General features: G+C 66.0%; 15 protein-coding genes. 7 read left to right on the top strand and 8 right to left on the bottom strand.

Annotation, left to right across the window (positions count from 1 at the left end; all coding sequences use genetic code 11):
- From N177_RS11175 to N177_RS11165, 3 genes are all read right to left on the bottom strand, one after another.
- The gene (locus N177_RS11175; protein WP_040485638.1) at positions 1–519 is read right to left on the bottom strand and encodes a redoxin domain-containing protein; all 519 of its coding nucleotides are present in this window, start codon (positions 517–519) and stop codon (positions 1–3) included.
- Positions 512–1,168, bottom strand: coding sequence for a TetR/AcrR family transcriptional regulator (locus N177_RS11170; protein ID WP_023432433.1), 657 nt, complete (start codon positions 1,166–1,168; stop codon positions 512–514). The genes N177_RS11175 and N177_RS11170 overlap by 8 nt, the downstream gene beginning before the upstream one ends.
- Before the next feature lie 393 nt (positions 1,169–1,561).
- On the bottom strand, positions 1,562–2,236 hold the full coding sequence (locus tag N177_RS11165) for a TVP38/TMEM64 family protein (protein ID WP_023432432.1): 675 nt from the start codon (positions 2,234–2,236) through the stop codon (positions 1,562–1,564).
- Between the two features lie 127 nt (positions 2,237–2,363).
- Here N177_RS11165 and N177_RS11160 point away from each other — a divergent pair, with 127 nt between their 5' ends.
- Together N177_RS11160 and N177_RS11155 are read left to right on the top strand one after the other, a co-directional pair.
- Positions 2,364–3,176, top strand: coding sequence for a glucose 1-dehydrogenase (locus N177_RS11160; protein WP_023432431.1), 813 nt, complete (start codon positions 2,364–2,366; stop codon positions 3,174–3,176).
- Between the two features lie 103 nt (positions 3,177–3,279).
- Positions 3,280–5,121 (top strand): glycoside hydrolase family 15 protein, encoded by a 1,842-nt coding sequence (locus tag N177_RS11155; RefSeq protein WP_051402346.1) that lies wholly within the window; start codon positions 3,280–3,282, stop codon positions 5,119–5,121.
- A gap of 84 nt (positions 5,122–5,205) precedes the next feature.
- Here N177_RS11155 and N177_RS11150 read toward each other — a convergent pair whose 3' ends face one another.
- The 5 genes from N177_RS11150 to N177_RS11130 form a co-directional block, all read right to left on the bottom strand.
- Positions 5,206–5,520 carry a carboxymuconolactone decarboxylase family protein gene (locus tag N177_RS11150; protein ID WP_023432429.1) on the bottom strand — a complete coding sequence of 105 codons (315 nt, stop codon included), beginning with the start codon at positions 5,518–5,520 and terminating at the stop codon, positions 5,206–5,208.
- Between the two features lie 265 nt (positions 5,521–5,785).
- The gene (locus tag N177_RS11145) at positions 5,786–7,135 is read right to left on the bottom strand and encodes a dihydrolipoyl dehydrogenase family protein (protein WP_023432428.1); all 1,350 of its coding nucleotides are present in this window, start codon (positions 7,133–7,135) and stop codon (positions 5,786–5,788) included.
- The gene (locus N177_RS11140; RefSeq protein WP_023432427.1) at positions 7,135–7,377 is read right to left on the bottom strand and encodes a GDCCVxC domain-containing (seleno)protein; all 243 of its coding nucleotides are present in this window, start codon (positions 7,375–7,377) and stop codon (positions 7,135–7,137) included. The genes N177_RS11145 and N177_RS11140 overlap by 1 nt, the downstream gene beginning before the upstream one ends.
- 40 nt (positions 7,378–7,417) lie before the next feature.
- Complete coding sequence (gene merP / locus N177_RS11135; RefSeq protein WP_023432426.1) at positions 7,418–7,714, bottom strand: mercury resistance system periplasmic binding protein MerP; 297 nt, start codon at positions 7,712–7,714, stop codon at positions 7,418–7,420.
- An 11-nt stretch (positions 7,715–7,725) separates the two neighbouring features.
- Positions 7,726–8,121, bottom strand: coding sequence for a mercuric transporter MerT family protein (locus tag N177_RS11130; protein WP_023432425.1), 396 nt, complete (start codon positions 8,119–8,121; stop codon positions 7,726–7,728).
- Between the two features lie 73 nt (positions 8,122–8,194).
- On the opposite strand from N177_RS11130, the gene N177_RS11125 reads away from it, so the two are divergent.
- The 5 genes from N177_RS11125 to N177_RS21065 all read left to right on the top strand — a co-directional run bounded on the left by N177_RS11125 (position 8,195) and on the right by N177_RS21065 (position 12,558).
- Positions 8,195–8,611 (top strand): MerR family transcriptional regulator, encoded by a 417-nt coding sequence (locus N177_RS11125; protein ID WP_023432424.1) that lies wholly within the window; start codon positions 8,195–8,197, stop codon positions 8,609–8,611.
- Between the two features lie 236 nt (positions 8,612–8,847).
- Positions 8,848–9,897, top strand: coding sequence for an ABC transporter substrate-binding protein (locus N177_RS11120; RefSeq protein WP_023432423.1), 1,050 nt, complete (start codon positions 8,848–8,850; stop codon positions 9,895–9,897).
- Between the two features lie 107 nt (positions 9,898–10,004).
- Entirely contained in the window at positions 10,005–10,751 is a 747-nt protein-coding gene (locus N177_RS11115) for an ABC transporter ATP-binding protein (RefSeq protein ID WP_023432422.1), read from the top strand.
- Complete coding sequence (locus tag N177_RS11110) at positions 10,748–11,509, top strand: ABC transporter permease (RefSeq protein WP_023432421.1); 762 nt, start codon at positions 10,748–10,750, stop codon at positions 11,507–11,509. Before N177_RS11115 ends, N177_RS11110 begins: the two co-directional genes overlap by 4 nt.
- A 41-nt stretch (positions 11,510–11,550) precedes the next feature.
- Positions 11,551–12,558, top strand: a complete 1,008-nt coding sequence (locus N177_RS21065) for a DUF169 domain-containing protein (protein WP_081718494.1) — start codon at positions 11,551–11,553, stop codon at positions 12,556–12,558.
- Positions 12,559–12,609: the final 51 nt, after the last annotated feature.

Here is a 12,609-nt window from a genome sequence, read left to right as displayed (position 1 = left end):
TCAGGCGGCAGTGCCGCGGATCGGGTAGTGCTTCTCCTGGATGAACTTCAGCCCGTCGAGGACGCCCTGCAGGTCTGGTCGGGCGAAGGGCGCGTTCGAGATGTCCACGATCTGCAGGACCCCGCCGGGGTTGGTCACGAACAGCCCCGGTTCTGCGAAGGGCCTATCCGTCTCTTGCGGCGAGCGTGGCTCCGAAACAAACAGCCCGAGTTCCCTCATCTGATCTTGTGAAAGCTCGGTGGCGACCGGGAATCGCCAGCCCTCCTCGGCAGCCTCTTCCTTGGCGCGCTCTTGCGGATCGCCCGAGACGGCGATCACCTCGGCACCCGCCTCACGGAAGCCTTCGAGCAGCCCGTCGAGCGTCTTCAGATACTTGCGACAGAGCGGGCAGTGCCGGCCACGATAGACCACGGCTACCTGCCACCGCCCTTCACCACCGAGCTGCAAATCTGTCCCGTCCGTGGACGGCAAGGTTATCACCGGCATCGGGTTTCCTGGCGCAGTCAGACGGTCACTCATTCTGTTCTTCCTTTTGAACTCGAATCTCGTCGCCTCGTCCCGCCGGGCTCGACGGCGTTGCTTCGGCACTCTGGAGCAGTCCCAGGAGTGGGCGAGCGGCGCCCTCCATCGTCGCGCGGTGGGGGCGTGTCCTCGCGAGCACGCGAAGCCCGAACATCAGCGCGCTGAAGGCTCGAGCCGCATCCGCCGCGGAGACGGACTGATCGGCTTCTCCAGCGCGTTGCGCGGCCTCGAAATTGCGCCGGAAGAATGTCTCGACCTCGGCAAGGTAGCCGGCCACGATCGCTGCAATTTCGGGATCATGCGGTCCTAATTCGATCGCCGTGTTGATCACGAGGCAGCCCATGCGGTCGGGATCGCCCAACGCCGCTTCGGTGACGTGCGTCACGAAGAGGCGGATCCGCTCCGCAGGCGACGGCAGGCGCTCGATCTCCCGCAGGCACTCGCGGGTCCGCCGCTCCGAGTAATGCTCCAGCGCGGAGCGGAATACTTCGCGCTTGCCTCCGAACGCGTTGTAGAGGCTCGTCATTCCGATCCCCGTGGCGGCTTCCAGGTCGCGAACCGAGGTGGCCCCGTAGCCTCGCGCCCAGAACTGCCGGACGATCGTTTCCAGAGCGGCGGATTCGTCGAATTGCCGTGGACGCGCCACGCGGTCCTCCCTTTTGCATCAGTCGCTGCAAAACGGACTCGGAGAAGAGAAGGTTCCGAGCGCAGGATCTGCTCCCGCCATAGCCGCAAGAAACGGGCATCGTCCCAGAGGGCCGTCGAAGAGTGCCCTCATCGATCGCGTCTTTCCCTGAAATCTGGTCGGCACCGTCTTATGGTGCCCCGATCGCTGAGGCCGAGCACGACTGCGGCTGCTCGCGGGAAGCTGCGTGATACAAACAGGTGCGTGTGAAGGTCGCTTTGCCGACACCTGTCAGACTTCCGACCTCCTCAATCCGCAGCGATTGCTGCAAAACGAGGCCACCCGCAGCTCGTTCCCGCAGTCAGAGCTCCAAACGTCGACTCGTCCTGTTCCGTACTGGCGGCCAGCCGAACCTCACCTGCGGCTGCGACGACCCCGCATGCCGGCCAGCATCGCCGGCACGAGAGTGACCAGGCCCAGAATGACCAGCGCGACCGTCACTGCGGTCGAGCCGGCAAGCAATGTTGCCTCGCCGGCATAGGTGATGACGAAGCTGATCGGCGTCACGCCGAGGAAGGTTGCGAGGGCAAAGCGCCAGTACCGCAGCGGCGTCGCACCCGCCACATAGCTGACGGCGTCGAAGGAGATGAACGGTACCAGCCGTGAGAGGAACACCGCCAGCATGAGCCAGAGCTGGGAGTGGTCTTCGAACCTTCTGTGGAGAGCTTCGGCGGCTTTCCAGCCGGAGATCACCTGCCGGCCTATCAGGCGTCCGATCAGGAACGCGACCGTCGCACCGGCGAACGACCCCGCGACGACGAGAACCCCTCCCCATAGCGGCCCGAAGGCAGCACCCGATGCAAGGCCGATCGGACCGCTCGGGATTGGACTGAATATGATCGCCGCGGCCATCGCGGCAACGACGGCGACCGGGCCGAGCGCCCCCAGTTGTTCGACGGCCTCACGAAGTGCCGCGGGTTCGGCGAGCATGTCCGGCAGGGAGGTGTACCGGCCGGCAAGCCAGTAGAGCAGCGCGATGGAGACAATCGTTCCGATCACGACCAGCAATCTCGACCGGGCGCTGTTCATGGGCGCATACCCTGCCTCTATGGGACGTCCGCCGTTCCCTTCAAAGAAAGCCCCTTGAAAGGCGTAGCGTTTCCGCTTGCGAAGAGACCTACACGATGAGGTGAAGCAAGCATCTGAGGAGGACGTCATGTCTGTAAAGCGTCACGGATTGCTCGCGGGACAGGCCGCTCTGGTCACCGGTGCCAGTTCGGGCATCGGCGCGGGCATCGCCAAGGCGCTCGCGGGCGAGGGAGCCGTCGTGGGTGTGAACTACCGGTCGGACCGCGCGTCTGCCGAAGACGTGGTCGCGGCAATAGCCGAGGCCGGCGGCGAGGCCTTCGAGATCGAAGCCGACGTCACGGAGGAGGACGGTGTGGAGGAGATGATGCGCACCTTTCTCGATCGTGCGGGCCGGCTGGATGTGATGGTGCCCAACGCGGGAATCCAGAAGGATGCCTCGATCGACGAGATGACGCTCGATCACTGGAAATCGGTCCTGGACGTCAACCTCACGGGGCAGTTCCTGTGCGCCCGGGCCGCCATTGCGCAGTTCGACACCCAGCCTGGCCCCGCCACATCGGCTTCGGTCGGCAAAATCATCTGCATGAGCTCGGTCCACCAGGACATTCCCTGCGCCGGGCGGGTGAACTACGCAGCATCCAAGGGCGGGATAGACATGATGATGAGGAGCCTTGCGCAGGAGGTGGCGCATCGGCGGATTCGGATCAACTCGATTGCCCCGGGTGCCATCAAGACGCCGATCAACGAGGAGGCCTGGCAGACGGAAGAGGCGGAGCGCCAGCTCCTGGAGCTCATCCCCTATGGCCGGGTCGGCGTGGTCGAGGATGTCGCCCGGGCGGCCGTCTGGCTCGCCTCCGATCTGTCCGACTACGTGGTCGGAACGACACTCTACGTGGACGGCGGAATGTCCCTCTATCCGGGCTTCCGCGACAATGGCTGAGGCATTGGCGCCGGGCGGCTCGGGACGCGAGCGACAGTCACCACAAGCCCAGCCTCCGATCGGAGAATATGCGGCGATCGGCGATTGCCATGGATTCGCGCTGGTGTCGCGGACCGGCGACATCGACTGGTGCACTCTCGGCCGCTTCGACACCAACCCCGTCTTCTGTCGCCTGCTGGACAGTGAGAAAGGAGGGGCACTCTCGCTTTCGGCGGAGGGGCAGAGGAGAACGCACCGGCGCTACCTCGGAGCCACGAACATCCTGATCACCTCCATCGAGGGGGGCTCGGGCGAGCTCGAGCTGACGGACATGATGGTCGTGGGACGTTCGGCCTCAGCCGGAGCTTTCGACTACGTCTCGTTGACCGCTCCCGGTGTCCTGGTTCGGAAGATCCGGTGCACCCGCGGCAACGCGAAGGTGCGTGCGCGCTACCGGCCATCGGCGGACTTTGCGCGGCGACCCGCAGCTCTTGCGGTGCGGGGGGGCACGGCGGCCGGGCCGGGACTGCCGTTCCTGTACGCCGACGTGGAGCTTCAACAGGAGGGGGAGACCGCGCTCACGGAATTCACTCTTTCCGCCGGCATGGAGCGGACGATCGTGCTGAGCCTTCACGAGGTGAAGGACTGGCGGCGTCGCGTGCCGGAATGGACGAGTGTTACGCGGGCGTTCTGGGAGGAGTGGACGGGCTTCTGTCGCTATCGCGGCGCCTTCCGGGAGCACGTGATACGGAGCGCGCTGACGCTCAAGCTACTCACATACGCGCCGACGGGTGCCATTGTCGCCGCCCCGACCACGTCTCTCCCCGAGGCGATCGGCGGCGAGAGGAACTGGGACTACAGGTTCTCCTGGGTCAGGGATTCGAGCCTCGCCCTCCATGCGCTTTGCTCGCTCGGATACGCCGGCGAGGCGAAGCAGTTCTTCCAGTTCCTTCAGAGAAGTTGCCGGGGCACGCACCCGGACATTCAGCTCATGTACGGCATCGATGGGAGGTCTGATCTTCCCGAGCATGAGCTGCCGCACCTGGCAGGTTACCGCGACAGCCGCCCTGTGCGTGTCGGGAACGAGGCCTCCGCTCAATTGCAGCTTGACGTCTACGGTTTCATCGAGGACGCCTCGCTCGTCTATCGCGCTCTCGGGGGCAGGATGTCGCGGGACGCGCTGGAGATGCTCGCGGGCTTCATCGATCTCGTCGCCCAACGCTGGGGGAGCCCCGATGCCGGCATATGGGAGGTGCGTTCCCAGCCGGAGCATTTCGTCCATTCTAAGCTGATGTGCTGGATTGCCGTGGACCGGGCGATACGTCTGTGCGGGTCGCGGCGCGGATGGGTGGAGCTGAGAGACACGATCGAGCGAGACATACGGCACAGCGGGATCGCCGAAGACGGCGCCCTGCGTCGCTCCTACGGGACGGACGATGCCGATGCGGCGCTGCTCCTGCTGGCAACTTCGGGCTTTCCGGATGCCCGGCAGATTCTGGAGCCGACGGTTCGCAAAATCGAACGGCAGCTTCGGGAAGGCGACCTGCTCCTTCGCTACCGCCAGCCGGACGGGCTCGACGGAGATGAGGGGCGCTTCACGATCTGCAGCTTCTGGCTGGTCGATGCCCTCTTGGCCTGCGGACGTGCCAGTGATGCTAGAGTGCTGTTCGAGAACCTGGTGGGCAGGGCGAACGATGTCGGCCTCTATGCGGAGGAAATCGACGAGAGGTCGGGTGACTTCCTCGGCAACTACCCGCAGGCATTCACGCATCTCGGCCTGATCGTCAGCGCGATCAATCTCGAACTGTACGAAGAGCACGGCGAGGGAGCCATGTTCGGAAGCTATTCGGACCGTGCGCGGCTGGCGGTCGGCGCCACATTCGGCTGGCGGGGCGTCCTGGCAGCCGTCAGATCGACACGGCGACTGCCAGGATTGTTCTCCTCGGGGAAGTCCAAACTGACCTGAGGACCGCCCGGCCACGGTCGCGCACCTGTGACCCAAGGGGATGGCTGGCGTCAGCCATTCCCGTCGAGACTGCCGTGCATTTTCTCATACCCGTGTTGGAGCCGCTCCTTCGCAATTCTCCTCTGCCGACCCCTTGTCCGGCGGGGTCAAGCCATGCGCCATCACGAGGCGGCTCATGAAGCTGGATCGGCAGACGACGCCGATTGCGGCGTGAAGCGTTTCCTCGTCCCACCCCGCGTCGAACACGGCATCGGCATCCTGTTGTGTCAGCCGATCGGGCTCCAGCGTCAGCTTCCGGGCGAATTCCAGGAGCCGCTTTAGGCGCTCTTCCACCTGAGCAGTGCCGATCCCCTCCATCAACGCATCGACGACGTCCTGCTCGATGCCGTGCAACTGCATGGAGGGCAGGTGAGCTTCCCTCCAGTTTCGCTACGGCCGGACTGGTGCTGCCGGAAGCGGTCGAGGCCGCCGAAGAGATCTTCGGCATCGGCAGATAGGGGGCAGCTCGCGGTCGGGATTCCGATGGTTCCGGGCGTGGGCGGCCGAGAGATCCTCGACGAGTTCCGGCCGCGAACGCGCGGTCAGGATGAGCAGCATCGGCTTCTGAGCTTGCCGGGGCGGGTTTCCGGCCTCGTCGAGGGGTCGAATGCGGGGCGACGCCACTTCAGCTCAGCATGCTAGACAGGTCAGAGGCGGCGGTAGGGTAGGCGAACATCGTGTCGGCGAGGTGGTCCGACGTCAGGCTGTGCCGAAGTGCGAGCGCGAAGAGGTTGATCGTCTCCTCGGCATGCGGCCCGACCAGGTGAGCGCCCAGTATGCGTCCGGTATCCTCCTCGATCAGGACCTTGTATCCGTAGACCGTCTCGGCCGCCTGCCGGGCCGTGAACCATTGCGGAACCGACCGGGCGTTCGTGCGGAACCGCAGTCCCTGCTTGCGCGCCCTCTCCTCGTCGAGCCCGACAGCCGCGATCGGCGGTATCGTGAAGGCGACGCTCGGGACACCGCGGTAATCAGGCCTCAGATGGGGGCCGTGGAGGAGGTTCTCGACCACCACCTTAGCATCGTGGCTCGATACGGGCGTCAGGGGAGGCCCCGCCTGCGCGGCGTCGCCGGCCGCGTAGACATTTGGGTTCGACACGCTCCTCAGGTGCTCGTCGAGCTCGAGACGGCCGTCCCTCGTGGCCACGTTGCCCCGTTCCAGATCAAGCCCCTCGAGGTTGGGGATGCGGCCTGACGCATGCACGACCAGATCCGCTTCGACGGTGAGAGTGTCGCCTCCCTGCGACGCAACCACGCGATAGGCGTCGCCCGCCTTCTCGATCGCCTCCACGCTGGCGCCCGTCCGGACGTCGATGCCAATGTCACCGAACCTCTCCATGAGCCAGCCGACGAGGTCGGCGTCGAAGCCCTTGAGCATCCGGGGCCCCCGCTGCAGCACGGTGACCTGGGCCCCGGCGCGCGCAGCTATGTGCGAAAATTCCGCGGCGATGTACCCCCCGCCGACGAAGACGATGCGCCGCGGCAGGCGTTCCAGGTCCATGAAGCCTTCGTTGTCGACGAGATGCTCGTCGCCCGGGATGCCGAGCGGGACAGGACGGGCACCGGCGGCGATCACGACGTGGCGAGCCCCGAGCGTCGTCCCGTCGACCTCCACGGCGTCGGGTGCCGCAAACCTGGCGTGTCCGCGGAAGGTCTCGATCCCCCTGTCGGCATATAAGGTCTCCTGCTTCCCAGGGACCGGCTCCGTGAAGCCGCGCTTGAAGGCCACGAGTTCAGACCAATCGACGGCCGCCTCGCCTTTCACGCCGAGGCCCCGCATCCGACGGGCATGGTCCACGGCGTCCGTCCCTCCGACGAGCATCTTCTTCGGGTCGCACCCCCGTAGCGCGCACGTTCCCCCGAACGGTTTCGCATCCGCCACGGCGACGCTCCATCCCGCGTCCCGCATCCGGGTTGCCACGACCCTGGCGGCGGTACCCGTGCCGATCACGACGAGGTCGAACTCCCGGGTCATCAGGTTCCTCCCGTGTCCGCGCCGCAGCAGGCGGCGGGCTTGCCGCTCAACTGGGCCTCCTGCACGGGTGGGCAAGGGAGCGAGCCATACGAGCAGTAGACGCAGCAGTCTCCCTCCAGCGGGCGCAGGACCGCGCCGCAGTCGCTGCAATCGTAGAAGAACTGGCAGGCGGCCGTCGGCATGGTCTCCGTCCGGCTGTGGCCGCAGCGGGGACACGTGATCGTGCTTTCGAGGGTGGTCATGTCGTCCTTCAACAGGTCGGGAGGGTTTATGGGAGATGGACTAGCCGCCCTCTTGCTCCATCCGGATTTGAGAGGGGTAGCCGCGACGGGCGGTCGCTTCGGTGAGCGCATCCACAGTGGTGTTGGCATCGTCGAACGTGACGACGGCCGATCCGTCCTCGTAGGACACCCGAACGTCCGAGACGCCCGGCACCGCTGCCAGCGTCTTTCGGACGATGTACGGGCACGATACGCAGGTCATGTTCTCCACCGCGAGCGTTACAGTGCGTTCCGCCGAGAGAGCGGGATTCGCCGACAGGGTGAGGAGGGGCAACAGGATCAGGCACCTTCGCTTCATGTAACTCTCCTTCATGCCGCTAGCAGTGACGGCGCGAGGTACGGGAAGATGATCGCGGAGGTCACGAGGACCGTGGCGACCCACAGGGTGGCCTTCACGAGGCGGCTTGGCAGCGGGCGGGCGCAGGCGCCACCTTCGCAGTCCTGTGTCGTGCGGCGGGTGAGGTAGTAGCCGGAACCGAGGAAACCCAGCGTCACGACTGCAAAGATCGGCTGGTAGGGCGCCAATGCCGTCAAGGTGCCGATCCACGCTCCCCCGATCCCGAGGCTGAAGAGGACGAGCGGCACGATGCAGCACGAGGTCGACGCCACTGCGCCGATAAGGCCGCCGAAGGCGATCGCTCCGGATGCCGTCCTGCCGTCGTCGAAGGAGCGGCCCGGCGCCGCAGAATGGTTGCTTCCTTCCATGCCTTCACCTCGTTGACCATGAGAACTCCGCAAACTATGCAATCTGTAGCCGCTACAGATAAAAGGGCCTTCGGTGACACATCGACGTGAACAGGGCATTGGCAGCCTCTCGCGGCTCGCGGAGGTCAACATCGAGACGATCCGGTACTACGAGCGGGTCGGCCTCCTGCCGTCGCCCCCGAGGACGCCCGGCGGGCACCGGAGCTACTCCGACGATCATCGGCGCAGGCTCGTCTTCATCCGGCGCAGCCGCGAGCTCGGTTTCACGGTGGACGAGATCCGCAACCTTCTCGACCTCGTGGAGGGCGGTCACGGCTGCGGCGACATCCAGGAAGCTGCGCTGCGGCACCTGGAGGACATCCGCGGGAAGATCGCCGACCTCGAGAGGATGGCGCGGACGCTCGCCGAGACCGCGGCGCGGTGCGAGGGTGGAGATGCGCCGGAATGCCCGATCCTCGACATCCTGAGCGAGGAGGACAAGCCGCTGTAGTCGCATCCCCCGATCAGCCGAGCCTCTTGGTGCGAAAATTGTGCCCGCTGGAGCAGCGACGAGGCACAGCGGTTCGCGGTCACGGGCCGGATTTGGGATCGCATGCCTCGGCTGACCATGGGGATCTGCTAGGATAGCTCCTCAGCACGCGCTGCAAGAGCAGATTCTTCTTCAACGGGTGAGGGACGGGCGCGCGCCGACGGTCCCGACAGAGAAGTTCATCGAAGGAGCCGGCCATGAGTTGCTGTGACGACAAGCCGGAGCTCATCTGGGAGCGCAAGCCCGACTCTCGCGTCAACCGACGCGGCCTTCTGAAAGGTACGGCGGGGCTTGCCGGCCTGGGTTTCATGACCCGGACGACGGGTGCCAAAACGCAGGAAACGGTCCGGCTTGCCTTCTGCAGCCAGCTCCTGTGCGTCACGCCCTACGAGTTCACGAGAGCGCAAGGCTTCTTCGAGGAAGAGGGGCTCTCGGTGGAACTCGTCTATACCCGCGGTGGAAACGCCGCGATGCAGGCCCTCGTCGGCGGCGCGGTCGACTATGCCGCAACCTCTTTCGACGTTGCCGTCCAGGCCTTCGTGAACGGCGCCGCGATCCGCCGCTTCATGACGACCGGCCGCCTGCCGCTATTCGCGCTCGCCGTCGGGCCCAACGAGGCCGAAGAGATTACAGGCCTAGCCGATCTCGAAGGGAAGACCGTCGGCGTATCCGCCCTCGGCAACGCCGACCATACGATGCTCCTCTACCTTCTCGCAGAGGCTGGCGTGGGCGCCGACAAGGTCAATTTCGCGGTTCTAGGTCCCAACCTGTTCGAGGCGTTGCGGCGCGGCCAGGTGGCTGCGGGCATGGTGCAGGAGCCGGCCCTTACGTTGATTGTCGAGGAAGGCGGCAAAGTCCTCTTCAACGCGATGGACATCGCCGATGCCGAGCGCGTCCTTGGCGGGGCCTACGAGTTCATGGGCGTCGCCTACCGCTCCGAGGAGCGTGAGGAGCGGCTCGACCAGATGAAGCGCCTCGCTCGGGCGCTGGAGAGGGGCCTTCGGGCGCAGCGGACAGCACCCATCTCGGCGCTACGTGAGGCGCTGCCGGCGGAGCTTCTGGTTGGCGGCGATGCGGAACGGTTCGACGACATCGTCTCCCGCTATCGCGAGTCGCTTTATCCGGAGTCCGTTGCGATCGATGTCGAGGCCTGCCGGCGCGTCGTCGACGCTCTTCAGACGGGAGGCGTTCTTCCGCCGGAGGTCGACCTCGCGACGCTCCTCGATACGGGGGTCGTGCCGGTTTGACTTCGACAGCGCAGCGGAGAAAGCCGAAGCCACTGAGCGAGCGTCCCGTCCCCTACGATCCCGAAGCCGATCCTCCGGAGCGCCTCCCGGGAAGTCCGGTCGTCGCCGTGCGCAACCTCCGCATGCGCTACGGCAAGGCGGAGCCGGTGATCGACGGGGTCTCGCTCGATGTCGCGAGCGGCCAGGTCGTGAGCCTCATCGGCCCCTCGGGCTCCGGAAAGAGCACGGTCTTGCGTGCGATCTCCGGTCTGCACAAGCCGGATGGCGGCGAGGTGAAGCTTTCCGTAGAGCCGCGGGAGATGGGCTTCCTCTTTCAGGATGACGCGCTCCTGCCATGGCGTACGGCGCGGCAGAACGTTGCACTCGGGCTCCGGCTCCGGGGCACACCGAAGGCGGAGGCGTTCCGCGAGGCCGACCGATGGCTTGCGCGGCTTGGACTCTCCGGTCTGGAGAAGCGCTACCCGCGGCAGCTCTCGGGCGGCCAGCGCAAACGCGTCGCGCTCGCCCAGGTGCTCGCTCTGCGGCCGAAGCTCTTGTTGATGGACGAGCCCTTCGCTTCGCTCGACGCGATCGTGCGGCACCATGTCACGCAGGACCTGCTCCAGTGGGTCGAAGGTGAGCGCATCGCTGTGCTTCTCGTGACGCACGACCTCGAGGAGGCGCAGGCGCTGTCCGACGCCGTCTATCTGCTGTCGCGCGGGCCGCGGGCACGCATCAGTGCGAGCTACCCCATCGACATCCCCCGGCCGCGCGACCTCATCGGCGTTCGAGGCCACCCGACATTCGCACCGCTCCTGCAGCGCATCTGGCACGATCTGTCGGGCGAGGTGGACCAACTCGGAGGCGGGATATGAGAGACGCTCTTGCCCGGGCCTGGGCACGACAGGCGATCGCGCTGACCACTCTCGTCCTGCTCTGGGAGGTGTGCAGCCGGGCAGGCCTGATCGACCCCTTCTATGCGCCGCCACCGACCGTCATTGCGATGACCTTCTACGAGCTCTTCGCTGGCGGCACGATCTGGGAGCACATCGCCGCAACCTTCTCGGCGGCACTGCTCGGGCTGTTCGGCGGGCTCCTGATCGGGTCCGCGCTCGGCTTCGCGGCCGCCATGGTGCGCCCGCTCGCAGACGTGCTCGAGCCGGTGATGATCCTCTTGAACGCGATCCCGCGCGTCATCCTGGCACCGCTCTTCATCATCTGGTTCGGTATCGACCTCGGCTCGAAGGTTGCCCTGAGCCTCGTCCTCGTCGCGGTCCTCATCTTCTTTTCCGTCTACAGCGGCATCCGTGAAGTCGACACGCGCCTCGTGGAGCGCGTTCAGACGCTCGGCGGCGGACGTGCAACGCTCCTGCGCGAGGTTTACGTTCCGTCGGTCACCGCCTGGGTGATGGGCAGCCTCAAGGTCGCCGTGGGCTTCGCCTTTACCGGCGCCGTCGTCGGCGAGTTCGTCGCCTCGAGCCGTGGCCTCGGCTATCTCCTGTCGTTCGCCCAGTCGACCTACAATGCAGCGCAGACGCTCGCCCTGATCTTCATCATCATGGCGTTCGTGCTCCTGCTCTTCTCGCTCGCCGGTCGCCTTGAGCGGTGGCTTCTGCACTGGCGATACGCGTGAAGTCGCCGCCTCGCACCTTATTGAACGGGGGAGATCCGACAATGTCGAACGCGACGACCGTCGCTCTGGCGGACCAGTTGAAGGAACTGCTGCGCCTGGCGGTGCCGCCGGTCGGCATAGCCTTCAGGAGCGAGAGCGACACAGACGGCATCGAGCAGGTCGGCGGCGTGCATCCGGCGCCGACGGAGGACGGTCGCACAGGCGCCGTCTCCGCGCCGTGCGTGTTCTGGTTCCTTGGCACCGAAAGGGTTTTCTCGACGGTGAAGGAGGACCATGCCAACTGCTCGGTCGGCAGCTATACGCACGGCTTCAAGACGCTCGAGGAGGTTGCCTCGAAGAACGACGTCGGCGCGCTCGTGCAGTCCGGCTGGGTGACTCCGGAGGACTTTCCACGCGTGCCCGCCGTGAAGGACAGGCCGGGCTCGATCGTCTACGGCCCGCTCGACCGGATGCCAGTCGATCCCGACATCGTCTTCCTGCGCCTCAACGCAAAGCAGGCGATGATGCTCGACGACGCTCTCGGCGGCGTGCGCTTCGAGGGGAAGCCGCAGTGCCACGTGCTCGCGAATAGCGAAGGACGACCACGAGATCGCGATCAGCGTCGGCTGCATGCTGAGCCGGGTGCGTACCGGGATGCGCAACGACGAGATGAGCTGCGCCATCCCCCTCTCGAAGCTCGCCGACACCGTCGAAGCTCTGAAGCGGAACGCGGAGACGGAACAGATGGTCGCACGCTATGCCGCAGCCGACGCGGCGCGCTTTGTGGTGCGGGCCGAGTAGCGCGTTCCCTGCGAGCGGCTGAAGGTGCTCGTCCCTCCGGGCCCGCGACGAATCCTCTCGGTCGAGTGAGGTCGAAGGTAGCTCGGTCACAATCCACGTCGAGCCGGCCCACAAGGCGAAGAAGGCCCGCATCGTCGTGCTGTGGTCGCTCCGGACCGAACGTCTCCTCCCGTGGCGGCGGTCGTCCATTGCTGCCGGTCCGCTCGCGGCCAGGAGCGGCCACGGAGATCATTTCCGTGACCGTCCCCTTCGCTCCGCACGAGCAATAAGGGCCGGAGCGTTCGGCGGGCGCCCGTCAGCATCCCGAGCGGCGGAAGAAA

The sequence above is a fragment of the Lutibaculum baratangense AMV1 genome (assembly GCF_000496075.1).
Classification (GTDB): Bacteria; Pseudomonadota; Alphaproteobacteria; order Rhizobiales; family Tepidamorphaceae; genus Lutibaculum; species Lutibaculum baratangense.
Note: the sequence above shows the minus strand (reverse complement) of the source record. Positions and strands in the feature narration are given on the sequence as shown.